This window comes from Shewanella sp. Isolate13 (assembly GCF_022398325.1).
GTDB lineage: Bacteria > Pseudomonadota > Gammaproteobacteria > Enterobacterales > Shewanellaceae > Shewanella.
The window spans coordinates 134,114-158,323 of the sequence record NZ_JAKEVD010000010.1 but is presented as its reverse complement, the minus strand read 5'-3'; the positions used below and the strand labels follow the sequence as shown (position 1 = coordinate 158,323).

The following is a 24,210-nucleotide window of genomic DNA, read 5'->3' as shown; positions in this document are numbered from 1 at the left end:
ATCTTATTATAAATACTCACTACACCCCACCAAAGCTAACCTAACTAAACAATCGAGATATTTCGCATTAGAAAATATAATGCAAGAACCAAGCTTTTATCATTGTATTTTTGGCCTAAAAAGAGGCAAAATTCTCTTCCTTTTATTTAGCTAGTGCGAATTATGTTAGAAGTTAAAGTTATCAGCTTTTTATGGCTAATCGGTATTTTAGCCGAAGCAATGACAGGTGCACTGGCTGCTGGTAAAAAACAGATGGACCTGTTTGGTGTAGTCATAATAGGTTGTGTTACCGCGATAGGTGGCGGCACGTTGCGCGATATTTTACTCGGCAACTACCCATTAATTTGGATTGAGAATGTCCATTATTTGATTGCCATTGCAGCAGCCTCTTTACTTACGGTAATGATCGCCCCGGTTATGCGTCACCTATCTAAACTCTTTCTAGCCATTGATGCGGTTGGTTTAGCCGTGTTCTCAATTATCGGCGCACAGAAGACCTTAATGTTAGGCTTTAGCCCCGAGATAGCCATTGTGATGGGAGTGGTGACAGGCGTGTTTGGCGGTGTTATTAGGGATATTCTCTGTAATCAAGTGCCGCTGATCTTTAAGAAAGAGCTCTATGCCTTGGTTGCCCTATTGACTGCATCTGCCTATGTGGCGATGAAGTTTAACGGTGTCCCAGAGTGGATTAATCTCTCGATATCTCTAGTATTTGGCTTTAGTTTTAGAATGCTAGCCATTCGTTACAAGTGGTCGATGCCCAAGTTTGATTACCAATATCAATCAGACAACGCACACTAGGCTTGTGTAAAAAATTCAATAAAAAGGTCGGCATATGCCGACCTTTTTATTGCTTAGTAGTTTATCTCTTTTAAATAAACTAAGCCGCTGTAGTCTCTTTCACATACAGATCCATCTGTGGATATGGGATACCAATGCCAGCCTCATCGAGCGCATTCTTAATTTGCTCAAGAATTTCAAAGTGCGCTGGCCAATAATCAGAGCCTTTAACCCAAGGGCGAACCACAAAGTTCACCGACGAGTCAGCAAGCTCTGAAACTGCCACTGTATATGCAGGATCTTTAAGTACATACTGACTGTTATCTAGGATGTTAGTTAATACTTTTTTCGTCTCGGCTAAGTTCGCATCATAAGAGACACCTATCACTAGATCTAAACGACGCGTTTCCATCGCCGAGTAGTTAATAATGGTGCCGTCCATCATCGCCGAGTTAGGCGCAATAATGACTTTATTATCTGGCGTCAGTAAGCGAGTCGAGAAAATGGTGATCTCATCAACCGTGCCCGCTATACCTGCAGCCTCGACATAATCACCAACGCGGCATGGTCTAAATAGCACCATCAATACACCAGCAGCAAAGTTAGACAGTGAACCTTGCAGCGCTAAACCAACAGCCAAGCCCGCGGCACCTATTACAGCGACTAATGAAGCGGTTTGCACGCCAATCTGGCCAAGGGTGGCGACAATAGTAAAGACAAACACTAATGCCCAAGCGATATTGGCAACAAACGAGACAACGGTATTGTCGACCTTACGCTTGTTGAGTAACTTAGTAGTTAAATTTTTTGCGACTTTCGATAGAAACTTACCGATGACAAATATGATGATCGCAAAGATTATCTTCATGCCGTAGGTGACGATTAACTCAGGCGCTTGCTCCATTAAACCTTGCAAGTTATCCATTTTATACTCCCTCAAATTTAAGATAAAACTATTGAACAATAACTAAAAACTCAACTCGTCGATTCAGCTCTCGCCCCTGGCCAGTTCCATTATTAGCAATAGGCTCTGTGCTACCAACACCAGCAACTTGAAATCGACTTGCATGTAAACCAAACTGCTCGACTAATACTTTTTTAACCTGCTCCGCTCGCTGCAGTGATAATTGCCGATTGAATCTATCACCTCCAACCGCATCTGTATGGCCCACCAGCCGCAGCGCCACATTCGTTGAATTAAGCCAACGTGCTAAACGCTCAATCGCTTGATGCTGTGAAATCAACACCTCAGCCCTAGCAAATTCAAACCTAACAGCCAAAGATGACAGCTCGGTGCATCCCCTTGGGTAGTGCTCAGCATTATTTGCTCTTAGACATAAGTTAGGCTGAACAACAATGCTCTGCTTATTAACAACCGACTTATGACACCCTCTGGCATCAACAACGACCTCTGCCGGCGTATCGGCACAAGCATCTTTTAGATCTGGCACGCCATCTAGATCGCTGTCTTGCCACTGCTTAGCAACTGCGGCCGCCGACAAGAATGTGGTCATAATCAAAAAACGCGCTAACTTTGCCATCATATTTCACCTATCTCAGCATTACACTCTGCTATGGTTTAGATGATAAGCATCATATTCAACCGCATTTAATTGTATTTGCAACCGATATCAGTGATTAATGATTAAAAGATAATAAGCGATATATTAACGCAATTGATACAAAAACACAGTCAAACAATTAACTTAAACAATACAAGCATAGTTAATATCTGCCAGTTTTCGATTTTGCCCTCTAACAGAAGAGAGGAGGAAGGGGCTTGCATAAGGCTCGCCCCGCTTTAATGCTAAGTGATAGTGGCGCAGAAGCTGGCCAAACTAAAATAGGTAACGATATTGCAACTGCACAGTCCGTGGTGCGCCTAAGCTAGCAATAGGGTATTGCGCTTTATGACCGTGCTTAAAAATACTTTGAGTCACTTCGCTATCAAACAGGTTATCTATGGTAAGAGAAAGTTGCTGATCCTGCTGCTCCGTTATCCAAGCTTGAATACCAATATTTGCTAGCAGGTAATCGCCTGCGATTAAGCCATAATCGACAAATTCACCGACATACTGACCACTCACCCAAGCCGCAATATCGTCATTCACATCGTAGCTAAGTTTTGCAAAACCAGTATATTCAGGTACTCGCTCAATCTGTTCGCCAGTATCTTGCCGCTCGGCAGAAGCGTAGCTGCCACTGAGTTCCATCAGCAACTGCGACGACAGCTCGGTTACAAGGTGTAGGTCGATACCATAACTCTCGACACGAGCATCGAGGTTATCGTAGATAAATTCAACCTCACTAAGTGCACGCGGCTCGATAAGATTGTCTACACTTCGCCAGTATCCATCGACTGTAAGCGAGATATCGTCTTGATAGTGAAGTCCAAAATTAATGCTCTTGCTCGTTTCGGCTACTAAGTCGGCGTTGCCGAGAGTACCAACTTGAGAGTGCAGCTCAGAAGCCGTTGGTTGGCGATATCCATTGCCCAGATTTGTCTTAAGTTGTAGGTTCTGGGCTATATCATGGGTTAATGCGAGATTACCCACCCAGACAGTTTCATCATTTGCTAGGCGATTAACCCTAGCCCCGACTGATATTTGAGTATCGGGTAAGGCGTCAATCTTAGGTTGGTACTGACTAAATAACGAGTAGCTGTGGTCTTTTTCTGCGGTGAACAGCATCACCTCATCGGCACCTTCATACTCTTCATACTGACCACCTAACACCCACTGGCTTCCTGCTTTTGTCTGATAGTTAGCGCTAACCGTTGCCCCAAGATCTTTAAAGCCCCAATACTCCTGCCAGTAAGTGACTTCGACATTGCCCTTCTCATCTTGGGTAATTTCACTGTAGCTGGAATCCCAGTGCTGATAATTGACCTTAGCCTGCAGTAACAATTGCTGTGAAGCCTGCAACTGCCAGTCTGCATAGGCGATGGTTTGTTTGCGATCGTTCTCACTTAATATCGCATCATAGGCTAATGGGCGCTCAAGTAAGCCATCACTGTATTGAGCAAAAACGGTAAGCTGCTGAGCATCACTAAGCGACCAGCGAAGCTTGGCATTTAGGTTATTCATTTGATAGCCGCGCTCTTTATCTAACACAGCCGTTGGTGAGTACTCCTCATCGGGCCAGAGTGCATACCCCTCAGATTGACTCGAGCTTGCCGCTAAAGTTAATTGAACCGAGTCAATTTCACTGCTAACAAAACCAGAGAGATCGTAACTCGGCAATGTATCGGCAGCTAGACTCAGCTCTCCGGCATCGCTCCCCTGATAACTCTTAGTGATGATATTAATGACCCCAGCAATCGCTTCAGAGCCAAAAAGCACACTCTGTGAGCCTTTGATCACCTCTATACGTTCGATCATCATGGGGTTGATACTATCGGTATAGGTTGAGCCATAGAGGCGGTTGTTCAAACGATTGCCATCTAACAACCAGAGAATGTCTTGTGGGCGGCTGCCTTGCAGCGAGTAATCGGTATCGGTGTGACGCCCTGCTCGCCCATTGGCGAACAACCCAGGAACGAACTGACTCAGGATCTTATTGATGTCCACGCCACCAGCAGACTGGATCATCTCATTACTGATAACCGTAACATCACTGCCTAAGTAGACATTGGTATAGGTACCATCGTCTTGATGTTGAAGGCCGTGAACGGTGATTTTTTCAATTTCATCCGCAAAAGAGCTGGAAGCGGTAACAGATAAAGCGAGGGCTATTAGTTTGAGTTTTTTATGCATCTTTAAATATCCATATTGTTATAAGCAAATGTTTAAGCTCATTTTTTCAACACGGACTATATATATTCATAACCAAAAGGTGCGTGATGAAGATCACCTCAACGACTACGAGTATGACGAATTTTAAAAAAGTATTACCGCTCTTTTTTTCTCCTATCACAAGTTCTTCATAGAAGAAATAACGTACAAATAAAAAACCGCCACTATTTTATAGCAGCGGTTATTTTTGCGGTAAGAGAGTTTAACACTTAGCTCGCCACTTTTAGCTTGAGCTTAATGTTGTCGTAACACCAGTTAAATGCCACCGCATAGAAGAAGAAAAAGACTAAAAACGCCGCCTCCAACACTAACGCCTGTAGCAAGGTGATCCCTAAGAACCAAGCAATGGCTGGTACGGTAATAAAGATAATTCCGCCCTCAAAGCCACAGGTGTGACCAATACGCATCTTTAGAGTACGATTCACCCTATCGGAACCAAACTGCTTATCAAACCAAATATTATAAAAGTAGTTCCAGATAACGGTGTAGATACTCAACCCCACTCCTACGGCTAGCATAGAGGTTGCTTCTGTGCCTGATAACATAGATGCCGCCGGAACTATGATAGCTAAGGCCACAGCCTCAAATAAAATAGCATGAATGATTCTGTCTTTAACTGTCATGGTAATTCGCTCTAAAGTTAAGTTGCAGCCATTATCATCTTTAACTACGATACATAAAAGTTAGATACCATCACCTTTACTGATATGTTAACCATCGAACAGCTGTATTCATTTGTAACGACCGTTGAAACGGGTTCCTTCTCTGCCGCAGCCAGAAAGCTTGGTAAGGTTCAGTCTGCGATCAGCCAACATATAATCAACCTTGAAATAGACACCAATCAGACACTATTTGATAGAAGTCATCGCTACCCAGTACTAACTCGGGCAGGCGAACAGCTGCTACCACAAGCCAAAGCGGTACTGGCCCAGCATCAGCGACTTAATCAGCAGGTACAGGCGCTGGATAAGCAAGATGATTTAAAGCTCACCCTTGCCGTTGATGAAGCGATCCCCTACGACAAATTCACGGCACTGCTAAATAGCCTTTCAGCACAATACCCTGAGTGTGAGCTAGAGTTATTGAGCGCTTCAAGTCTCGATATCATCCACTTAGTCGACACTAAGCGAGCTAATTTTGGCATCGTATTTAGTGAGTTATCCTACCCGCCAAGTTTAGATTTTGAATCATTAGGAGTAATTCAGTTTGAGTTATTAGTAAGCCCCAAGCATCCCCTTGCCCAAGAAACCTCATCACATATCGACGTATTGAAACTGCATCGGCAACTACTAATTGGTTCTAAAGAAAACTACAAAGGTTGGTTTAATACTCCCCATTCACCCGATGTGTGGCATGCCGATAACTACTACATGTTATTCGAACTCACCAAGGCAGGCTTTGGTTGGGCGCTATTACCACTCCACCTTTGCGAAGAAGCGATAGCGGCTCAGCAACTTTGCAAACTGAAGATTGATTTTGAACAATTGGGTTGGCAAGCTAATGTCGATGTTATTCAACATAAAAGCCGCTCTGAAAATGAATTCAATAAAAAAGTCAGAGCCTTAATGCGAGACTTGCTGCACAAATAAAGCCTCAGCATTAAAAGGAACCAAAATGGAAATCTGTACCGCCGAAGCATTAACAGCACTACTCAACGATGAGCTGCAATGCAAAACGCTTAAAGAGCTTCAATTAAGAGGCCGAGAAATTAAGAGCTTACCTGCCGAGATAGCCAATTTAAGCTCCCTAGAAATATTACGTTTATCTGGGACCGAAGTCACTGAACTACCTAAAGAGCTAGGCCAATTAACAAAGCTAAAAGAACTTGAATTAGATATGTCAGGGACTGAGCGACTACCAGCAGAGATCGGCAACCTAGTCTCTTTAGCAGCGCTTAAAATCGAATATCCTGCAATGACAACGCTACCGAGTCAAATTACTGATTTGCAAAATTTAAAAGAATTAGATTTTATCTGTTGTGAAAAGGATGCTTTACCAGAGCAAATTTGGAAGATTACATCGCTTGAAAAGTTGGATCTCTCTAGCTTATGTGACGATATCGAAGAGTTATCTGCAGAGATAGGCAATCTAATCCATTTAAAAGAATTAGTCTTAAATGGCTGCTGTTTGCAGGAGCTACCAAAAGAGATTGGCAAACTCGCATCCTTAGAAAAGTTAGATTTGTCTGATAATGTTTGCCTAAACAATTTACCTGCAGAAATCGGCGAGTTGACGCAACTAAAAGAGCTTAATCTATACTGCAGTGAGATTGAGGTATTACCTAAAGAGATAGGTAAGCTTACCAACCTGGTAGCACTAAATTTAGGCTATTCGTTGCTAACTGAGTTGCCCGAAGAAATAGAGAACTTAACCGCCTTGAAATCTTTAGGTCTGATGAATTTGAAGTTAGCCAACATACCCAAGTCACTAGCCCATTTCGCCTAAATGATAAAAATACTAAGTATCAGTTTCAATATATAAAAAAACGGCCATTTGGCCGTTTCTTGTTAAGTGATAGCTCAATAACTAAAAGCTTACTTATCTTCAGGCTTTGGTGGGTAGTTAAGTAACAGTGCACCTACCGCTGCATTTACCACTTCCACGCGCTCTTCAGGGGTATCTTTGTCGCGCATTGTGTCGGCGACAGAGCCTCTCCAGATTAGCTTACCTGTTTTAGCGTTAACTAAATCAAGGATCAAAGTACCGACTTCATATTCACGCACCGTGGTTTGAGTGTGACCAACACCACCCCAGCCCCAACCTGGGCCATAATATGGGTTATAACCATAGTTAGAATTGAAGGTGTCGACATTAATCTTCTTATCGACTTTGGTTAGATAGTTAACCAATACATCAGCACTGCCAACATCGGCTTTTGTTAGCCCTTTTAGCTGCAGCTGATCATCCACCGCTTTACGCACGCGTTGATCCATCAAACCATCTAAATGATATGTCGCATCCGCTGTTTTCTTCTCTACCCAAGCGTAGGTTTTCACCTCTGAAAAGTTTACACCTGGATCATAATCTGAGCTCGTTTTAAGTGAACTACATGCACTTAATGCTAGCGCCGCCATGATTACCAATAACTTCTTCATGTTATCTCCAACAATATTCTTTTATCTTTTGAGTACTTATTAAACCAGCTTACAGAGCAATTTATGGATCTACAACTCAATTTTAGTAAATCCTCAACAGGTTCAGCTTGACTTAAGCAAACAACCTAATGATAATGATTATCAATTAGATTAGCTTTTATAGAGAGTCATTTTATGTCTTGGTTTATCGCGGCTTTTGCCATCGCAACTGTGATGTTTTTCATCACACCAGAAAAAGTCACAGATAAAGCGGATAACCAGCCTTCTATCGTCGATAAATTCAGTAAGCATTCACTTGTAATACTGCCTTTATTAGTACTAAGTTGGCTCATTATTGCCATAGCCAGCTCCCCTGTCATCCATTTTGCTGGCACAGCAATTGGTTTTGTTTTGACCTCTTGCGCCATTGCCCTACCAAGTGCTCATAAGTATCTGGCTCCTTTAGCCACTCTAACTTTTGCATCGTTACTGATTGAGCTAGCACTATACCTGTAAATGCACTTGCGCGTTTACCGCCCCTCAACTTTGGGGCTTACTCTGAGTTTTAAGCATTGATTCTAGCCTTTGATTTTCGACCGTGTTTATAAATGCCATAGAACAGAGTAAACGCGCAGATTCTGTTACCCGCCTCTCCCGTAACGCCGGCAACTTTGCTAAACTGCTTCCATTAGTTCACCAGCGACCATACAAATGAAATCCGATCCAAACGTATCATTAGTCTATAGCACTGATAGTGGCAGAATTGCCCCCGAAAAACAGACTCAAACGGCGCCAGAAGGTGACGGAATTGTCAGAATTCATAAAGATAGTAAGGGCCGTAAAGGCAAAGGCGTATCTGTCATTAAAGGTCTTGGGTTACAAGAAAAGGAGCTAAAGGCTTTAGCTCAAAAACTGAAAAAACAGTGCGGCTGTGGCGGTACAGTTAAAGAGTTCAATATTGAAGTGCAAACCGATAATAGAGAACAACTAAAAACTCTGCTTGAAAAACTCAATTACACTGTCAAATTGGCGGGTGGTTAACCCCTGCCACAATGGAAAAATCGATGGACAGTTTACAAAATCATTTCTTAATCGCAATGCCGTCCTTGCAAGATACCTTTTTTGAGCGTTCATTAATTTATATTTGCGAGCATGACGAGAAAGGTGCCATGGGGATAGTGATCAACAAACCCAGCGGTATTATCGTCGATGAACTATTAGAGCAGATGGAGCTAGCCGAAGAGCCTGAGCCTATTATCTCCTTAGCAAGGGAAGTTCTCGTTGGCGGCCCAGTTAATCCCGAACGCGGCTTTGTACTCCATACGACTCAAGACTGTTGGAGTAACAGTGATGCGATTACTCCAGAGGTAATGCTAACGACCTCGCAAGATATCTTAACCAGTTTAGGTTCAGACAAGGCGCCGGAAAAGTTTGTGATCGCCCTAGGCTATGCTGGTTGGACTCGAGGTCAATTAGAACAAGAGATTATCGAAAACACCTGGCTGTCGATCCCCGCAAGTCCAGAACTATTGTTCGATATCGAACATGACAAACGTTGGCAGCTTGCCACTGAGTCACTCGGCTTTGATATTTGGCAACTCTCGAACCTTGCTGGTCATGCGTGATGTTAGCGCAATGCAAAACTATTAAATAGGAATACACATAAATGGGCGACAAAAGCGTCTTAGGATTTGATTACGGTACCAAGAGTATCGGCATCGCTATTGGACAAGAGCTTACCGCGAGTGCCCGGCCTCTACTTTCTATTAAAGCCGTGGACGGTATCCCTAAATGGGAAGAGATTGGCGCACTCATTAACGAGTGGAAACCGGATCTTATTGTTGTTGGCCTGCCACTGAATATGGACGGCACAGAGCAAGAGATGACCCAAAGAGCGAGAAAGTTCGCCAACCGCTTAAGTGGCCGTTTTGGCGTAAAAGTCGCTACCCAAGATGAACGTCTAACCACAGCCGATGCTAAGGCGAGACTATTTGAGATGGGCGGTTACAAGGCGCTAACTAAAGGCCAAGTTGATGCCATGTCTGCGGTACTGATTGTTGAAAGCTACTTTGAAAATCAGTACGGCGACTAAAATTATAAAAAACAAAAAAGGAGGCTTAGCCTCCTTTTTTGTTTTTTGCGGATTGCTAAAACCAATCCTAAATATATGGCTTAACGATATTAGCCATCATCTTAATATGCTCATCATTATCGTTTAATGCCGCAATATAACGATACTGCTCACCACCCGCCTCTTCAAAGATCTCACGGTTTTCACCGGCTATTTCTTCTAACGTTTCTAGGCAGTCAGCACTAAAGGCTGGACACACAACCGCAATATCTTTGACCCCTTGGCTAGGCAAAGCCTCCATGGTGGCATCGGTATAGGGCGTTAACCACTTGGCTTTACCGAAGCGAGATTGGAATGTCGTGATGTATTGCTCCTCTGTTAGTCCCAGCTTTTCCACCACCAACTTGGTTGTCTGCATACAAAAGCAGTAATAGGGATCGCCCAGATGCAGGTTACGCTCTGGCATACCATGGTAGGAAAGCACCAACTTTTGTGGCTGGCCATTAAGGGCAAAGTCTTTGGCAATCGAAGCCGCTAATGCCTCGATAAAATCTGGATGTTCATGATAAGTGTTAATAAAGTGCAATGCTGGCAGATAACGCCACGTGCTCAGCTCTTTAGCGATAGCATCGAAGGCTGAGGCCGTTGTTGGCGCTGAATACTGTGGATACAGGGGCAGTACCACTATTTTATCTATACCTTCTTTATGCATTCGCTGCAGTGTCGATGACACCGAAGGCTTACCATAACGCATACAGAAATCCACCGATACAGCTTCGCCACTCTGCTTAAAATGCTCAGCCAATTTTTGGCTTTGGCGACATGTGATATCCATTAACGGTGAGCCCTGCTCAGTCCAAATCTGCTGGTAGAGCGCTGCCGATTTTGCCGGACGTACACGCAAAATAATGCCATGTAAGATCAGCATCCACAGCAGTTTGGGGATCTCGACCACTCGCGGATCGGCGAGGAACTCCGCTAGGTAACGCCTTACCGCTGATGCCGTTGGCTCATCAGGCGTCCCCAAATTAACTAATAGCACGCCAGTTTTACCACGCTTTTGATGGCCATTTTCCTTGTTGAGCCCTAAATACTTAGCCAAAATAACTCCTTAACTTATCTTAATTCCCCTGCTGATTCCTTTGAAGCAGCGAAAGAGCAACGCTATTCGTAAAAAAACAGGCAATAGAAGCTATTGCCTGTTTTTCAATCTCGTCTCAATTTAATCTAAATTGAGCGTCACCCCATCCATTGAACTGGTACTAGTAGGATCTGAGCTTTGTAGCTTAATCATCAAACGCAGATCATTGGGTGAATCCGCATGATGTAAGGCATCGGCATAACTGATCTCACCATCTGTGTATAGTTTCAACAAGGCCTGGTCAAAGGTCTGCATCCCCTGCTCGTTTGATTTAGCCATGGTATCTTTAAGAGTATGAAGCTCATTCTTAGCAATCAAGCTCGCCACGCGGGGCGTGTTAATCAACACCTCAATGGCTGCTCGTCGCCCTGTACCATCACTCTTAGGTACCAGTTGCTGCGCCACAATACCGCGCAAGTTTAAGGACAGATCGAACAACAACTGATGATGCTTACTCTCAGGCACTAAATGCATGATCCTGTCCAGTGCTTGGTTAGCATTGTTAGCGTGCAAGGTCGCCATACAAAGGTGACCGGTTTCCGCAAATGACAGCGCAAACTCCATGGTTTCTTGGCTACGGATCTCACCAATCAAAATCACATCAGGCGCCTGACGCAGTGAGCTTTTAAGTGCGGCGTCAAATGACTCGGTATCGATGCCAACTTCACGCTGAGTAATAATGCTCTGTCTATGGTCGTGCACAAACTCCACAGGATCTTCAATAGTCAGAATATGTCCACGGGCATGGGTATTTCGATAACCGACTAAGGCAGCAAGAGAAGTTGACTTACCAGTACCGGTGCCACCCACCATGATCACCAGCCCGCGCTTGCTCATAACCAAGTCTTTAAGGATCGGTGGCAGCATCAAGTCATCGACCTCAGGGATCTTGGTCTCAATCCGGCGCATTACACACCCAGGAGACTCCCTTTGCCAGAAGGCGCTAACACGGAATCGGCCAAAATCTTTAGCCGAAAAAGCGAAGTTACACTCTCGAGACTCGTGAAACTCCTGCTTTTGAACATCGGTCATTAACGACTCAACAAAATCGAGCGACTGAGCTGGAGTAAAGGCGTTCTCGCCGAGTGGGCGCAGCTCACCATCAATCTTAGCGCTAGGTGGAAAACCTGCGGTAATAAACAGATCCGATGCCTTACGCTCAATCATCACCTTTAGAAAAGGACGAACATCCATAGACTAACTATTCCTATTAGCTATATACCGATTAAAAATTTGCTTGTTTATTTGAACTCTTGGCCATCGCGTCTTCGCGAGAGATCTGTCCACGATTAACCAAGTTCTGTAGACACTGATCCAGCGTTTGCATGCCATGAGCCATACCCGTCTGGATAGCCGAATACATCTGGGCGACCTTATCTTCACGAATAAGATTTCGGATTGCAGGCGTACCCATCATAATTTCGTGGGCTGCCACTCGGCCGCCGCCAACTTTCTTAATCAAGGTCTGAGAGATCACCGCCTGTAACGACTCTGACAACATGGTACGAACCATGCCCTTCTCACCCTCAGGGAATACGTCAACCACACGGTCAATCGTTTTCGCCGCCGAAGTGGTGTGCAGGGTACCGAAGACTAAGTGACCGGTTTCCGCCGCTGTCATCGCCAATCGAATGGTTTCAAGATCTCGCATCTCACCCACAAGGATCACATCAGGATCTTCACGAAGCGCACTTCGAAGCGCGGCATTAAAGCTATGAGTATGACGGTGCACTTCTCGCTGGTTAATCAAGCACTGCTTGTTTTGGTGAACAAATTCTATCGGGTCTTCAATGGTTAGAATGTGGTCATGACGATTCTCATTCACGTAATCTATCATTGCCGCCAACGTGGTACTCTTACCCGAGCCTGTAGGGCCTGTCACCAGCACTAAGCCACGAGGAAAACTTGCAATCTTCTTGAAGATCTCTGGCGCACCTAGCTGCTCAAGGCTTAAAATGTCGCTAGGAATGGTACGGAAAACCGCCGCAGCACCGCGGGACTGGTTAAAGGCGTTAACACGAAAGCGTGCGAGACCGGGAACCTCAAACGAGAAATCGATCTCTAGGTGTTCTTCAAAATCCTTCCGCTGCTTATCGTTCATGATGTCATAGACTAAGCTATGCACACCTTGGTGATCTAATGCGGGTAAATTAATCTTTCTCACTTCACCGTCGACACGGATCATCGGAGAAACACCCGCTGAAAGGTGTAGATCTGACGCATTGTGCTTTACACTAAAGGCTAGTAACTCTGTGATTTCCATAGTTTGGGATATCCATTCAACCAAAAACTTACAACATGACAACAATAACAGACAGACTCGCAATCGCCCAGAGCCGGATCGCACAAGCGGCGCAAAATTCTTCTCGCCGAGTAGAAGATGTACAACTGCTTGCGGTGAGCAAAACAAAACCCAATAGTCAGATCATCGAAGCCTACCATGCCGGTCAACGCCGCTTCGGTGAAAACTACGTACAAGAGGGTGAATCAAAGATCAATGCACTGAGCCAAGAGTTCCCCGATATCGAATGGCACTTTATTGGCCCGCTGCAATCGAATAAGACCAAAGTGGTTGCCACACTGTTTGATTGGATGCATACGGTTGAGCGCGAAAAAATTGCCCAGAGGCTTAACGATCAGCGCCCTGAGTCAATGCCGCCGCTCAATATATGCATTCAGGTCAATATCAGCCAAGAAGCGAGTAAATCAGGGGTTGAGGCTAGCGATGTAATAGCTCTGGCCGATAAAATAGCGCAGCTACCAAACCTGACTCTGCGCGGCCTTATGGCGATTCCCTCGGCGGATGTCGATGAGCAAACCGCCACACAGGAGCTGGCAGCCTTACAGTCGCTTTATCAGCAATTAGCAGAGCGCTTCGACAGTATAGATACCCTGTCTGTCGGTATGAGTAATGACTTAGAGCTAGCCGTTGCCCACGGCTCAACCATGGTGCGTATTGGTAGCGCTATCTTTGGTGAGCGCGATTACACCAAGGTGTAAGTTTCATATGACTAATTTAGTCGCTATATGAAAATTGTTTAATAGCATAAAACTTGTATTCCTCTTATCCGCCCAGATATTAACAGGTAAAATAGTCTGTATCTGTGCGGCTAATATTTTTGCTGCTAACTAAAATTAAAAAGAGATCTTCATGACACAAAAGAAAGTATGCTTTATTGGCGCAGGTAACATGACTCGCAGTATCGTCAGTGGACTAGTGAAAAGCGGCTATAGCCCAGAGCTAATTGAAGCGACCAATCCAAGTCAACCTAAGCTAGATGCTATGGTGGCAGACTTTGGCATCAAGGTGTCTAACTGCAACCTAGATGCGGCAAAGGCTGCCGATGTTATCGTGCTAGGCGTAAAACCGCACCTGATGCAAGTTGTCGGTGAAGAGCTAAGTGGTCTGGATCTTTCTAACAAACTGATTATCACCATAGCCGCTGGTGTTACCGCTAAGCGTTATGGCGATTATTTTAAGCAAGAGATCAAACTAATACGCACTATGCCTAATACTCCCACGCAAATCGGTGTAGGCTTAACGGGGCTTTATGCGGGAGACGAGATCTCGACAGAACACAAAGCTATCGCCGAAACCTTAATGGCCACTGGCGGCGAAGTGGTTTGGGTCAATAAGGAAGATGACTTAAATCAGGTGATCGCCTTAGCGGGCAGCTCTCCTGCTTATTTCTTCCTATTTTTAGAATCTATGGTAGAAAGTGCGGTTAAAGGCGGCATGCCTGAAGTTGCAGCCAGAGAAATGGCCCAGCAAGCAGCCCTTGGTGCTGCATTAATGGCTAAACAGAATCCAGATGTTAGCTTGGCGCAGCTAAGAGCAAACGTCACTTCGAAAGGCGGTACAACAGCGCAAGCCGTAGAGACGTTTGAAAAAGGTAACTTACGAGGCTTGGTCGATAATGCGATGAGCAATTGTATCGCCCGCGCCGAAGAGATGGCAAAGCAGTACTAATTTTTAAATTTAACTTGAACAAGTAGAGTAAACAGATGAATGCATTTAGTTTTCTGATAAGCACAGTATTCGATCTATACCTGATGGTCGTGGTATTACGTATTTGGCTACAGCTAGCAAGAGCCGATTTCTATAACCCTTTCAGTCAGTTTATCGTAAAGGCTACCCACCCTATCGTTGGCCCAATGCGCCGCGTACTGCCATCATTTGGTAGCTTCGATACCGCCTCTTTCGTATTGGCGATAGCCGTTGTAATGCTTAAGTTTGTCACCTTGAGCTTGATGGCAGGAGCGGCAATCAGCGTACCGACCTTACTGCTTGTCTCTTTAGTGTCTGTGATTAAAGAAGCGGGTGTATTATTGTTCTGGATGCTAATCCTACGCGCAATTTTGAGCTGGGTCAGCCAAGGTAATAACCCTATCGAAATGGTAATGGGTCAGCTAACTGAGCCACTACTTGCCCCTATTCGCCGTATTTTACCGCCAATGGGTGGGCTAGATTTATCACTACTAGTGATGATGATTGCGCTTAATTTCCTTAATATCTTGCTCGCACAATACGTTCCATTCTGGGCTAACGTATAGTGACTCCGGCACTAATGCAGCAGGGCAACCTGCTGCTACAACTCTATATCCAACCCAAAGCTAGCCGCGACCAAATCATTGGCCTACACGGTGAAGAGATAAAAATTGCTATCACCGCTCCACCTGTCGATGGCAAAGCTAATGCTCACCTCACCAAGTATCTCTCTAAAGCCTTTAAAGTACCGAAAGGCGATATTGAAATTGTTAAAGGCCAAATGGGACGTCACAAGCAGGTGAGGATCACTGCGCCAAAACTGATCCCTGAGGAAGTACAAAACCTTTTGTAACCTTATACTTATCATTGCAATAATACCAATCAGTATAAGAAGTTGATCTACTCAGAGCGTTTTTTGGCAAACTAATTCAAGGCGAACAGCTGAAAGAATGGTTATTCCCTTATGAAGCTGTTTAACGCAGAAGTAGGCAGCCAAAAACGCTCCAGAATGGCGAGTTTTATAGCTTCTGATGCAGTGTTAACGAGCTTAACCGTAGAACAGCTATGCTCTTCACTCGTTGCAAACCACATGGATGTGGTGAATGTCATTCAAGCAGGAGCATTTAATGACCTTGCCTCATTACCGCTAAACTCTCGCTGAGCGATCAAATCTTTATATTGATTGGTATAAGGCATTGATGCCAACTAAGTTCTATACTGTTAACAAGATATCTACCTAAGGAAAACGAATATGGTCCGTGCTTTAACCACTATGCTAATGCTCTGTTTTTGCCTAAGCAGCAACGCATTTGCCGAACAAAAAGAAAAAGTGGGTAACTACGATATCCACTATGTCGCTCTTAGCAGTACCTTTCTAACTCCGAGTATTGCCAAGACTTACGGGATCCAACGCAGTAGCTACACTGGTATTATTAATATTACGGTACTCGACACCAGTGTTAAGGGTAACCCTGCGGTTCCGGTCGAGATTTCTGGTGTCGCTAATAACTTACTCGATGCCAGAATCGATCTTCAATTTAGAGAAATCCGTGAAGGGGATTCCATCTATTACATCGCCGAAGTCCCCTACCGTGACGATCAAGAGATTAACTTTAAAATCGCAGTCAAATACGGCAAAAAGCTCAACACGACACTTAATTTTAAACAGAAGTTCTACGTCGAATAGATGCTAGTGCAAAGTAAACATTAGGGGCCTCGAGCCCCTTTTTTTTATGCGCTTTGACTACCGAAATCCGCTTATCTCGGCTATTATTGCCGCCATTATTTTCTGACTCATCCACAGGCGTCCCATGAATCAAATCGTCCTAGCTAGCGGCAATAAAGGTAAACTCAAAGAATTTTCAGAATTGATGGCCGATTACGGCGTCGAGATCTTAGCTCAAAGCCAATTCAACGTATCAGAAGTGGCTGAGACGGGTACCACCTTTGTTGAAAATGCCATCATCAAGGCAAGACATGCCGCCGAAATTACTGGCCATGCTGCTATCGCCGATGATTCGGGTCTAGAAGTGGACTTTCTGCAAGGCGCTCCAGGTATTTACTCGGCGCGCTATGCCGGCGAAGGCGCTAAAGATGAGCAAAACTACACTAAGCTTTTAACTGCACTCGAAGGCCAAACCGAGCGTAATGCACGTTTTCAGTGTGTACTGGTTTATATGCGTCATGCTAAAGATCCAACACCAATCATCTGCCAAGCATCATGGGAAGGCAGCATAGGTTTTGCTCCACAGGGTGAAAACGGCCATGGCTACGACCCTATCTTTATCCCTGCAGAACATGAATGCGCAGCTGCCGAGCTAAGCAGCGACGAGAAGAATAAGTTAAGCCATCGTGGTAAGGCACTAGTATTGCTCATCGAAGCCATGAAGCAACAAGGTATCTTTAACTGATGCTAACTCTGCCACCGTTAAGTCTCTATATTCATATTCCTTGGTGCGTACAAAAGTGCCCCTATTGTGACTTCAATTCCCATGGACAACATGGTGAACTGCCCCAAACTGAATATGTCGATGCGCTGATTAAAGATCTCAAACAAGATCTTGTTTATGTGCAAGGCAGACGTTTACACACGATTTTTATCGGTGGCGGCACCCCTTCTCTGTTTGATGCTAAGCAGATTGGCCGTTTGTTGACAGAGGTGGATAAACTCATCCCCTTTAATGACAATATCGAAGTCACCATGGAAGCCAACCCTGGCACCCTAGAACATGACGATTTTGAGGCCTATTGCAAGGCTGGAGTCACTCGCCTTTCAATCGGAGTGCAGAGCTTCTCAACCGATAAGCTCAACCTGTTAGGGCGCATTCATAATGAAGATGAAGCGAAAATCGCCGCTAAGAAAGCTAAAGCTTCAGGCTATCAAAGCTTTAACTTAGACTTGATGCATGGCCTTCCAAACCAGAGCTTTGATGAAGCCCTTGCCGATATTGAAACCGCTGCCGAGCTGGCGCCGCCACATCTGTCTTGGTACCAGCTAACGATTGAGCCTAATACCTTGTACCACTCTAAACCGCCACAGCTACCCGATGATGAGAACTTGTGGCAGATCTATGAGCAGGGACAAAAGCGTTTAGCCGAGCTGGGCTATCAGCAGTATGAGATCTCGGCGTATGCTAAGGAAGGCTACCAGTGCAGACACAATCTTAACTACTGGCAGTTTGGCGACTACCTCGGCATTGGCTGTGGCGCCCACGGAAAAATCACCATGCTAAGCGACAACAAGATTGTCCGCACGGTAAAGATAAAGCATCCGAAAGGCTATTTAACGGCTGATAACTACAGCTACGAAACCTCAGAAGTGGCAGAGGAAGACAGAGCGTTAGAGTATCTGATGAACCGCTTACGCTTGATGAGCCCTATCCCTAAGCTTGAGTTCGAGCAGCGTACAGGTTTGCCAAGAGATACGATTAGCGATGGCATCCAACAAGCCTGCGCTATAGGCTTGATGACCGAATCTGATGAGCACTGGCAGCTCACTAGCAAAGGCCATATGTTCGTCAATGAGTTGCTGTCACAGTTTCTACAATGAACATAAGCAGCTAGCCGAAATCGATAAGGTTTTGAATAAATTAGTTAAAACTTTAATTATTGGCCATTCAGAAATATTTTCTAACATTTAAAACTAAAAATTGAGCGACGGCTTCTTTAGGATAACCAACATAATTCTAAGGAAGCCTAAAAATGCCCATAAAAACAAAAATGAGCCTTATCGCCCTTTCGCTATCCATTGGGCTAAGTGTTAACCCTACTATTGCCGCCCCCACCTCAACCCCTTTTCTAAGCCCAAGTGAGCCCGTCGCCCACAAGGCTGAGAGTGAATCGGAAAAAGCCAACGCCCTGTTCGAAAGCATTTTCATGGAAAATGTGATGGCCAGTCCCATCTCTCAAACTCATCTCGGGATTAAAACCGATTATGACAAGTGGGACGAGATGGGAGATGATGCAGACGATGCCGCCCTTGCACGCACCAAGCAGCATCTCGCTCAGCTAAAACAAATCGATGCCAGCAAACTCACAGGCCAAACCTTACTCAGCTACCAGCTACTCACTCAAAGGCTTGAGCAAGGTATTAAAGATGATAAATGGCGTCACCATAGCTACCCCGTCAACCAGATGTATGGCGGCCACTCGCAGATCGCCTCGTTCCTGATTAATCAGCACCAGATTGGCAGCATCGATGATGCCAAAGCCTACATCAGCCGCTTGCAAGGCGTACCTAAGCGTTTATCTCAGCTGCAGGACGCCCTAGAAGTACGTGAGAATAAGGGCATTATCGCGCCTAAGTTTGTCTTCCCATACGTGATCACCGACAGCCGAAATATCATTACCGGTGTGCCTTTCACTGCTAAGTCTGATAGTGGCGATAAGCCACGAGACAGTGCTCTCTGGGCCGACTTTAAGCGTAAAGTATCAAGCCTTGAGATCAGCGATAGTGACAAAGAAAGCCTATTACGTGACGCTAAAACTGCGCTAGTTAACGATGTAAAGCCGGCCTACGACAAGCTAATTGCCTACATGACTCAGCTTGAAACCAAGGCCGATACCCGTGATGGCGCGTGGAAGTTCCCCCAAGGCGACACGTACTACAACAACGCACTGGCACGCACAACCACAACCGATATGACGGCCGATGATATTCATCAGCTGGGTCTGTCTGAGGTGGCACGTATTCATAGCGAAATGCGTGACATCATGAAGAAAGTTAACTTTGAGGGAACGCTGCAGCAATTCTTTAAGTTTATGCGTGAAGACGATCAGTTCTACTACGCCAACGATGATAAAGGCCGTCAAGCTTACCTCGCTGAGGCCACCGCGCTTATTGACACCATGAGTAGCAGGCTCGATGAGGTGTTTAAGATAAAGCCAAAGGCACCAATGATCGTTAAGCAGGTAGAGGCCTTTAGAGAAAAATCCGCCGGTAAGGCGTTTTATAATAATCCGTCACCCGATGGAAGCCGCCCTGGTACTTACTACGCCAATCTTTATGACATGAAGGCGATGCCTAAATATCAGATGGAAGCACTGGCCTACCATGAAGGTACGCCGGGGCACCATATGCAGATAGCTATCGCTCAAGAACTGGAGAGCGTACCTAAGTTTCGTAAGTTTGGTGGCTATACCGCCTATATTGAGGGCTGGGGCCTATACAGCGAATACTTCCCGAAAGAGATGGGCATGTATTCCGATCCCTACTCAGACTTTGGCCGACTAGCCATGGAGCTTTGGCGTGCATGTCGATTAGTGGTCGATACGGGCATTCATGCTAAGAAGTGGACCCGTGAAGAGTCTATCGAATACTATGTGTCGAATACCCCAAATGCCAAGTCGGATGCAGTGAAAATGGTAGAGCGTCATATCGTGATGCCATCACAAGCCACCGCCTATAAGGTAGGGATGATAAAGTTACTGGCCCTTAGAGATAAGGCTCAACAAGCCTTGGGCGATAAGTTCGATATTCGTGACTTCCATACCATAGTGTTAAAGAATGGCCCTGTACCGTTAGACGTACTAGAAAGCGAAATCGATCTTTGGATTGAGCAAAGTAGCTAAGCCAGCCCGAGTCTAACCTCAATGAAACCAATAAATCGGTCACTGCTAATGTGGCCGATTTTTTTCCCATGACTAAGCGCAGCCACAATGCGCTCCTAGAGTAAGCGAATCAAGCTCTGTCTCCTGCACCTATCCACTCGCTATCGTTTCAGGAAAAACAGATTCAACTTTTAGGAAAACCAATCCTGATATGCTCCAGCCAACTATATGGATAGGTATGTAATCATGATTGAACACGCTTTAACCGATACCGCTAGACTCGAATTTGGCCTCAGTATGATGGTGCACCAGATTTTTGTGCCCTTATTTATTGGCAAGCTATGTTTATCGATAGTCTTCAAGCTCTTTAGCAGCATTACCCCCTCAATTGTGCTCATACTAATCACATATTTAGTATGATTAGTATTATCATCATAAACAACTTAGTTTTAATGGCTAAGGTTATAATACTAGTTGAAATATTAAGTGGTAAGGAAAACGCATGCCTAAAACGACTTCCCCCGAATTAAGTACAGAGATAGGTCCAAACTGGTTCGCTTCCGTTATGGGCACTGGCATCATAGCTAACGCCGCCATTGGTCTACCCATGTTTGGTAAATACTTAACAGGTGCAGGACTCATTATCTGGCTAATCGCATCCTTGATGTTAACCCTTATGCTAGTGATTAAAACAATTCAGACAGTAGTCAGACCGCATATTATAAAGCGCCAATTTAACGATCCCGTGATGTCTCAATTTTTTGGCGCACCGCCAATGGCCATGCTTACGGTGGCTGGGGGCGCGATCTTGTACGGTTCACAAGTGATGACTAATGAGACAGCGCTCAGCCTAGCTTGGGTGCTATGGATAGCGGGCACACTCTTAGGACTGATTACCGCAATAGTGATCCCATATCGACTCTTTACCCATCATCAGGTTCGTGAAGATGCCGCTTTTGGTGGCTGGCTTATGCCCGTTGTCCCCCCTATGGTCTCAGCGGCTATAGGCGCCATGCTCATTCCCCACCTGGAAAGTATCGCCCTGCAACAGACTCTTCTTTACGCCTGTTATGCCATGTTTGGCGTTAGTTTACTCAGCGCACTGATTATTATTACCATGATCTGGAGCCGACTAGCACACTCAGGAACATCGGGAGGTGCACGGGTCCCGACTCTATGGATAGTATTAGGCCCACTTGGTCAGTCTATTACCGCCGCTGGAGCCTTAGGTAGCGCAGCACTGCTGGTCGTTGATGAACCTATATCGACAGCAATGAATACCATGGCGATTCTCTATGGCGTACCTATCTGGGGCTTTGCTTTTTTCTGGTCAATATTAGCAAGCTTACTCACATTACGAGCGCTGCGCAGGAAAATGCCTTTTGCACTAACTTGGTGGGCATTTACTTTCCCTGTTGGAACATGCGTTACCGGAACGACGCAATTGGCATTACATACTGGGCTACCGGCCTTTGAGTGGGCGGCAGTAATGTTATTTACAGGTTTAATTTGCGCCTGGATTATTGCAGCGATCGGCACGATAAAAGGCTTTAAGGGTGGCCATATTATGAAAAACCCTACCACATCAGCCCATGTCGTTTCTAAGAAAGGACAGCTTTAAAAGTCATGCAAAGGTTACGAGTCTATTTTACCTAGACCATATCAAGGCTGAACCAAGGTCATAAGTATCAACTCCTTAGTTCAGCCCCTACAAGTATTTAGTCATAATTACCGACATTGGCCACGCTAAAACTTGCATCGTTCCATGGCCAAGGTACCTTAGCCATAAAAGCGGCTAACTCCGGTGTATCAGCATGTTGCTCACGGAGCACTAGCATGGTTCTATTTACATGGAATGGATGGATTGGCTCTTGACCGCCAATGGCACAAAAATATTCAGCGAGAATAGCTAAATACTGGCGCTTATCTGCCAAAGCGAGCACCGCATCGGCCATTACTGGTGCTCCTTTGTGTCCCTTAAGCTGAGCTGCACCAGGCCAGCTAGCAAACTGCTTAATCACATCTGCTAATAGCGCAGCGCCTTTTTCATCATAAGCTGCCGAGGCGAACAGGTCGTACTCGCTTTGCACTGAACTGCTGTCGATTAACTGGGTCACAAAACCAAAAAATAGCGAAGTTTGGCCAGTTTGAAGGTAATGGGCTTCAAGTTTAGGCATAAGAGCATTAAGCTTTTCAAGCGAACTAATCTTTGCTGCAGTATCATTGACATCTTGCAGGCAAATATCGATTTGGCCATTCAAGCTCGGTAATTCCATTAGCCTTGTTGGCATAATCAAGTTGAACTCCGCTGACTGACAGACGACTGGAATAACTGTGCTAACTGGGTTTTGCTTCTGACTTTCTCCTTGGCTCCGATATTCACTAACTGTACAGAGATGACTCTCAGCCTGCTTTATAGATGAAGATCCCTGTTTATCTAGCAACTCTACCTGCCAAATACACGCATCTTCATCCTCACCAACAGCCACTATCAATTGCTTATCCAGTTGACCTTTAATCACAACGGGTTCATGAGCAAAGACTTGTACTGAACGCCGCTTGCCATTGATACTATCTTTCATCAATTTATATAAGGGCGATATAGCATCGCCTGTCAGCGAAAGTTGCTGCACCGTCCCATCTTGCCAACCGAGCCAGATACTCTTGCCATCGCTGCTAACGCTTGCCGATGTTAGACACTCAATGAAGGTTTGCAGCTCATCATGATGGCTCGAGCTGTTATCGCCAGCAGCAATCACCATTAATGATTCAACTAAATCCTCAGCCTCATAATCGGCGCAAATTTGCGATGGGCTAAGTACTCTAACACTGCGGCTCCACAGTGTTTTCTTTTGCTGAAAGTCGATTAACTGCAATACAAAGTCAAAGCTCGGAGCCTGCACAGATAATTTAGAGGCATCATCTGAAGGCTGAGCCAAAACAAGCGACTCGGTATTGGCGAGCAGCGCAATACCGCGCTTGTTATCCATAAAAAAGCTATTACGAACGGAGATCTCCGTTGGTGTAGATTTCCCCTCAAGCGGATGGACTTTAGTTTCAGAAGTCAGTGGATTAAAACTCACAAGCTGATGCACTCGATGCTTTTCACGCTGGTAAAACACAAACTCATTGTCGGCCACGCAGACCATAGAGCCATTAACAAACCTAAATGGCATTTCCAAGCAACAGATATCCGTTGAGATCAATTCAAATGAACCAGAGCGTATCGCTCGCTTAAGCGCATGAGCTATGTCGATACAGTACATGGACTCGGCGCAGCGTCGCCCGCCTCGTTTAGCGCCGACCAGCCAAAGCTTGCCATTGTAAAAGCATGCATCCTTAGTTGGATAAAGATCCAAGGACGTCATCGGCGACAGGCTCGGCTTATTGACCGAGCCACTCCCTTCACAACGACTCAATTCACAGCTAACAGAGTTAGAAGCAGAGCTGAAACCAGAGCTATAAAGTCGCCCCGTAGAGTCCACAGCGATAAAACGCCCATTATCTAGCCACTCAGCCAAAAGCAGCTCGCAGTTACCACTATCAAGCAATTCAACCTGGTCCAGTAACTCAACATTGAAGCCACTTCGTTTCACTATTTGTAACTGGATAAATCCACCATAAAACAGGCGATGGTGCTGAAAAGTGTATTCCGTCTGAATAGCTAATGGTGAGGTAACTTCAGATGCCGACTCAGAGTCCGTGGAGCGAGAAAAGAGTGATTTAATAAATTTATTCATTGCCATACATGTTTAATAAATTGCTCGACTAAGGCTAATAGAGAAAATAATTCAATTTTATCCGCAGCTTAA

At 45.1% G+C, this 24,210-nt stretch carries 26 protein-coding genes; 17 read left to right on the top strand and 9 right to left on the bottom strand.

Translation table 11 applies throughout. From position 1 onward, the window contains the following. Nucleotides 1-162 precede the first annotated feature (162 nt). Nucleotides 163-801, top strand: a complete 639-nt coding sequence (locus tag L1D44_RS09335) for a trimeric intracellular cation channel family protein (protein ID WP_239890069.1) — start codon at nucleotides 163-165, stop codon at nucleotides 799-801. A 79-nt stretch (nucleotides 802-880) separates the two neighbouring features. Here L1D44_RS09335 and L1D44_RS09330 read toward each other — a convergent pair whose 3' ends face one another. From L1D44_RS09330 to L1D44_RS09315, 4 genes are all read right to left on the bottom strand, one after another. Then, nucleotides 881-1,705 (bottom strand): mechanosensitive ion channel domain-containing protein, encoded by an 825-nt coding sequence (locus L1D44_RS09330; protein WP_239890067.1) that lies wholly within the window; start codon nucleotides 1,703-1,705, stop codon nucleotides 881-883. A gap of 28 nt (nucleotides 1,706-1,733) precedes the next feature. Next, nucleotides 1,734-2,324 (bottom strand): OmpA family protein, encoded by a 591-nt coding sequence (locus L1D44_RS09325; protein ID WP_239890065.1) that lies wholly within the window; start codon nucleotides 2,322-2,324, stop codon nucleotides 1,734-1,736. Between the two features lie 294 nt (nucleotides 2,325-2,618). Further along, nucleotides 2,619-4,535 carry a TonB-dependent receptor gene (locus L1D44_RS09320; protein WP_239890063.1) on the bottom strand — a complete coding sequence of 639 codons (1,917 nt, stop codon included), beginning with the start codon at nucleotides 4,533-4,535 and terminating at the stop codon, nucleotides 2,619-2,621. A 248-nt stretch (nucleotides 4,536-4,783) separates the two neighbouring features. Beyond that, complete coding sequence (locus L1D44_RS09315; protein WP_239890061.1) at nucleotides 4,784-5,197, bottom strand: PACE efflux transporter; 414 nt, start codon at nucleotides 5,195-5,197, stop codon at nucleotides 4,784-4,786. A gap of 84 nt (nucleotides 5,198-5,281) precedes the next feature. On the opposite strand from L1D44_RS09315, the gene L1D44_RS09310 reads away from it, so the two are divergent. Continuing rightward, nucleotides 5,282-6,163 carry a LysR family transcriptional regulator gene (locus tag L1D44_RS09310; RefSeq protein ID WP_239890059.1) on the top strand — a complete coding sequence of 294 codons (882 nt, stop codon included), beginning with the start codon at nucleotides 5,282-5,284 and terminating at the stop codon, nucleotides 6,161-6,163. 25 nt (nucleotides 6,164-6,188) lie between these two features. Beyond that, nucleotides 6,189-7,019 carry a hypothetical protein gene (locus tag L1D44_RS09305; RefSeq protein ID WP_239890057.1) on the top strand — a complete coding sequence of 277 codons (831 nt, stop codon included), beginning with the start codon at nucleotides 6,189-6,191 and terminating at the stop codon, nucleotides 7,017-7,019. Nucleotides 7,020-7,108: 89 nt separating this feature from the next. Here the strand turns inward: L1D44_RS09305 and L1D44_RS09300 are convergent, their stop codons facing one another. Then, nucleotides 7,109-7,669: a DUF4136 domain-containing protein gene (locus tag L1D44_RS09300; RefSeq protein WP_239890055.1), complete on the bottom strand. Its 561-nt coding sequence runs from the start codon at nucleotides 7,667-7,669 to the stop codon at nucleotides 7,109-7,111. Nucleotides 7,670-7,843: 174 nt separating this feature from the next. Here L1D44_RS09300 and L1D44_RS09295 point away from each other — a divergent pair, with 174 nt between their 5' ends. The 4 genes from L1D44_RS09295 (at nucleotide 7,844) to ruvX (ending at nucleotide 9,740) form a co-directional block, all read left to right on the top strand. Further along, the gene (locus L1D44_RS09295; RefSeq protein ID WP_239890053.1) at nucleotides 7,844-8,164 is read left to right on the top strand and encodes a hypothetical protein; all 321 of its coding nucleotides are present in this window, start codon (nucleotides 7,844-7,846) and stop codon (nucleotides 8,162-8,164) included. A 195-nt stretch (nucleotides 8,165-8,359) separates the two neighbouring features. After that, nucleotides 8,360-8,689: a stress response translation initiation inhibitor YciH gene (yciH, locus tag L1D44_RS09290; protein ID WP_239890051.1), complete on the top strand. Its 330-nt coding sequence runs from the start codon at nucleotides 8,360-8,362 to the stop codon at nucleotides 8,687-8,689. Between the two features lie 23 nt (nucleotides 8,690-8,712). Further along, nucleotides 8,713-9,273, top strand: a complete 561-nt coding sequence (locus L1D44_RS09285) for a YqgE/AlgH family protein (protein ID WP_220770569.1) — start codon at nucleotides 8,713-8,715, stop codon at nucleotides 9,271-9,273. A gap of 41 nt (nucleotides 9,274-9,314) precedes the next feature. After that, nucleotides 9,315-9,740 (top strand): Holliday junction resolvase RuvX, encoded by a 426-nt coding sequence (gene ruvX, locus L1D44_RS09280; RefSeq protein ID WP_239890049.1) that lies wholly within the window; start codon nucleotides 9,315-9,317, stop codon nucleotides 9,738-9,740. Between the two features lie 67 nt (nucleotides 9,741-9,807). Here the strand turns inward: ruvX and hemH are convergent, their stop codons facing one another. From hemH to L1D44_RS09265, 3 genes are all read right to left on the bottom strand, one after another. Further along, complete coding sequence (gene hemH / locus L1D44_RS09275; RefSeq protein ID WP_239890048.1) at nucleotides 9,808-10,821, bottom strand: ferrochelatase; 1,014 nt, start codon at nucleotides 10,819-10,821, stop codon at nucleotides 9,808-9,810. A 120-nt stretch (nucleotides 10,822-10,941) separates the two neighbouring features. Next, complete coding sequence (locus L1D44_RS09270) at nucleotides 10,942-12,054, bottom strand: PilT/PilU family type 4a pilus ATPase (RefSeq protein WP_220770572.1); 1,113 nt, start codon at nucleotides 12,052-12,054, stop codon at nucleotides 10,942-10,944. A 31-nt stretch (nucleotides 12,055-12,085) separates the two neighbouring features. Then, on the bottom strand, nucleotides 12,086-13,123 hold the full coding sequence (locus tag L1D44_RS09265) for a type IV pilus twitching motility protein PilT (protein WP_239890047.1): 1,038 nt from the start codon (nucleotides 13,121-13,123) through the stop codon (nucleotides 12,086-12,088). A 35-nt stretch (nucleotides 13,124-13,158) separates the two neighbouring features. Here L1D44_RS09265 and L1D44_RS09260 point away from each other — a divergent pair, with 35 nt between their 5' ends. The 10 genes from L1D44_RS09260 to L1D44_RS09215 all read left to right on the top strand — a co-directional run bounded on the left by L1D44_RS09260 (nucleotide 13,159) and on the right by L1D44_RS09215 (nucleotide 22,019). Further along, the gene (locus L1D44_RS09260; RefSeq protein WP_239890045.1) at nucleotides 13,159-13,860 is read left to right on the top strand and encodes a YggS family pyridoxal phosphate-dependent enzyme; all 702 of its coding nucleotides are present in this window, start codon (nucleotides 13,159-13,161) and stop codon (nucleotides 13,858-13,860) included. Nucleotides 13,861-14,011: 151 nt separating this feature from the next. Beyond that, complete coding sequence (proC, locus tag L1D44_RS09255; RefSeq protein WP_239890043.1) at nucleotides 14,012-14,830, top strand: pyrroline-5-carboxylate reductase; 819 nt, start codon at nucleotides 14,012-14,014, stop codon at nucleotides 14,828-14,830. A gap of 35 nt (nucleotides 14,831-14,865) precedes the next feature. Further along, nucleotides 14,866-15,414, top strand: a complete 549-nt coding sequence (locus L1D44_RS09250; RefSeq protein ID WP_239890041.1) for a YggT family protein — start codon at nucleotides 14,866-14,868, stop codon at nucleotides 15,412-15,414. After that, nucleotides 15,414-15,701: a DUF167 family protein YggU gene (gene yggU, locus L1D44_RS09245; protein ID WP_220770577.1), complete on the top strand. Its 288-nt coding sequence runs from the start codon at nucleotides 15,414-15,416 to the stop codon at nucleotides 15,699-15,701. The genes L1D44_RS09250 and yggU overlap by 1 nt, the downstream gene beginning before the upstream one ends. Nucleotides 15,702-15,812: 111 nt before the next feature. After that, entirely contained in the window at nucleotides 15,813-16,010 is a 198-nt protein-coding gene (locus tag L1D44_RS09240; protein ID WP_239890039.1) for a hypothetical protein, read from the top strand. A gap of 90 nt (nucleotides 16,011-16,100) precedes the next feature. Next, on the top strand, nucleotides 16,101-16,535 hold the full coding sequence (locus tag L1D44_RS09235) for a DUF4426 domain-containing protein (protein ID WP_239890037.1): 435 nt from the start codon (nucleotides 16,101-16,103) through the stop codon (nucleotides 16,533-16,535). A gap of 124 nt (nucleotides 16,536-16,659) precedes the next feature. After that, a complete protein-coding gene (rdgB, locus tag L1D44_RS09230) occupies nucleotides 16,660-17,259 on the top strand; it encodes an RdgB/HAM1 family non-canonical purine NTP pyrophosphatase (protein WP_220770579.1) in 600 nt (199 codons plus the stop codon). Continuing rightward, nucleotides 17,259-18,398, top strand: a complete 1,140-nt coding sequence (gene hemW / locus L1D44_RS09225; RefSeq protein WP_239890028.1) for a radical SAM family heme chaperone HemW — start codon at nucleotides 17,259-17,261, stop codon at nucleotides 18,396-18,398. The genes rdgB and hemW overlap by 1 nt, the downstream gene beginning before the upstream one ends. A gap of 152 nt (nucleotides 18,399-18,550) precedes the next feature. Beyond that, nucleotides 18,551-20,419 (top strand): DUF885 domain-containing protein, encoded by a 1,869-nt coding sequence (locus L1D44_RS09220; protein WP_239890021.1) that lies wholly within the window; start codon nucleotides 18,551-18,553, stop codon nucleotides 20,417-20,419. Nucleotides 20,420-20,900: 481 nt separating this feature from the next. Further along, nucleotides 20,901-22,019 carry a TDT family transporter gene (locus L1D44_RS09215; protein WP_239890019.1) on the top strand — a complete coding sequence of 373 codons (1,119 nt, stop codon included), beginning with the start codon at nucleotides 20,901-20,903 and terminating at the stop codon, nucleotides 22,017-22,019. 97 nt (nucleotides 22,020-22,116) lie between these two features. On the opposite strand, the gene L1D44_RS09210 is transcribed toward L1D44_RS09215, so the two are convergent. Then, nucleotides 22,117-24,138 carry a hypothetical protein gene (locus tag L1D44_RS09210; RefSeq protein ID WP_239890017.1) on the bottom strand — a complete coding sequence of 674 codons (2,022 nt, stop codon included), beginning with the start codon at nucleotides 24,136-24,138 and terminating at the stop codon, nucleotides 22,117-22,119. Between the last annotated feature and the right edge of the window lie 72 nt (nucleotides 24,139-24,210).

Excerpts from the sequence above, each read along its gene's own strand:
- L1D44_RS09335 (WP_239890069.1), top strand. The coding sequence starts at position 163 with ATGTTAGAAGTTAAAGTTATCAGCTTTTTATGGCTAATCGGTATTTTA.
- L1D44_RS09330 (WP_239890067.1), bottom strand. The coding sequence starts at position 1,705 with ATGGATAACTTGCAAGGTTTAATGGAGCAAGCGCCTGAGTTAATCGTC.
- L1D44_RS09325 (WP_239890065.1), bottom strand. The coding sequence starts at position 2,324 with ATGATGGCAAAGTTAGCGCGTTTTTTGATTATGACCACATTCTTGTCG.
- L1D44_RS09320 (WP_239890063.1), bottom strand. The coding sequence starts at position 4,535 with ATGCATAAAAAACTCAAACTAATAGCCCTCGCTTTATCTGTTACCGCT.
- L1D44_RS09315 (WP_239890061.1), bottom strand. The coding sequence starts at position 5,197 with ATGACAGTTAAAGACAGAATCATTCATGCTATTTTATTTGAGGCTGTG.
- L1D44_RS09310 (WP_239890059.1), top strand. The coding sequence starts at position 5,282 with ATGTTAACCATCGAACAGCTGTATTCATTTGTAACGACCGTTGAAACG.
- L1D44_RS09305 (WP_239890057.1), top strand. The coding sequence starts at position 6,189 with ATGGAAATCTGTACCGCCGAAGCATTAACAGCACTACTCAACGATGAG.
- L1D44_RS09300 (WP_239890055.1), bottom strand. The coding sequence starts at position 7,669 with ATGAAGAAGTTATTGGTAATCATGGCGGCGCTAGCATTAAGTGCATGT.
- L1D44_RS09295 (WP_239890053.1), top strand. The coding sequence starts at position 7,844 with ATGTCTTGGTTTATCGCGGCTTTTGCCATCGCAACTGTGATGTTTTTC.
- yciH (WP_239890051.1), top strand. The coding sequence starts at position 8,360 with ATGAAATCCGATCCAAACGTATCATTAGTCTATAGCACTGATAGTGGC.
- L1D44_RS09285 (WP_220770569.1), top strand. The coding sequence starts at position 8,713 with ATGGACAGTTTACAAAATCATTTCTTAATCGCAATGCCGTCCTTGCAA.
- ruvX (WP_239890049.1), top strand. The coding sequence starts at position 9,315 with ATGGGCGACAAAAGCGTCTTAGGATTTGATTACGGTACCAAGAGTATC.
- L1D44_RS09270 (WP_220770572.1), bottom strand. The coding sequence starts at position 12,054 with ATGGATGTTCGTCCTTTTCTAAAGGTGATGATTGAGCGTAAGGCATCG.
- L1D44_RS09265 (WP_239890047.1), bottom strand. The coding sequence starts at position 13,123 with ATGGAAATCACAGAGTTACTAGCCTTTAGTGTAAAGCACAATGCGTCA.
- L1D44_RS09260 (WP_239890045.1), top strand. The coding sequence starts at position 13,159 with ATGACAACAATAACAGACAGACTCGCAATCGCCCAGAGCCGGATCGCA.
- proC (WP_239890043.1), top strand. The coding sequence starts at position 14,012 with ATGACACAAAAGAAAGTATGCTTTATTGGCGCAGGTAACATGACTCGC.
- L1D44_RS09250 (WP_239890041.1), top strand. The coding sequence starts at position 14,866 with ATGAATGCATTTAGTTTTCTGATAAGCACAGTATTCGATCTATACCTG.
- L1D44_RS09240 (WP_239890039.1), top strand. The coding sequence starts at position 15,813 with ATGAAGCTGTTTAACGCAGAAGTAGGCAGCCAAAAACGCTCCAGAATG.
- L1D44_RS09235 (WP_239890037.1), top strand. The coding sequence starts at position 16,101 with ATGGTCCGTGCTTTAACCACTATGCTAATGCTCTGTTTTTGCCTAAGC.
- rdgB (WP_220770579.1), top strand. The coding sequence starts at position 16,660 with ATGAATCAAATCGTCCTAGCTAGCGGCAATAAAGGTAAACTCAAAGAA.
- hemW (WP_239890028.1), top strand. The coding sequence starts at position 17,259 with ATGCTAACTCTGCCACCGTTAAGTCTCTATATTCATATTCCTTGGTGC.
- L1D44_RS09220 (WP_239890021.1), top strand. The coding sequence starts at position 18,551 with ATGCCCATAAAAACAAAAATGAGCCTTATCGCCCTTTCGCTATCCATT.
- L1D44_RS09215 (WP_239890019.1), top strand. The coding sequence starts at position 20,901 with ATGCCTAAAACGACTTCCCCCGAATTAAGTACAGAGATAGGTCCAAAC.
- L1D44_RS09210 (WP_239890017.1), bottom strand. The coding sequence starts at position 24,138 with ATGAATAAATTTATTAAATCACTCTTTTCTCGCTCCACGGACTCTGAG.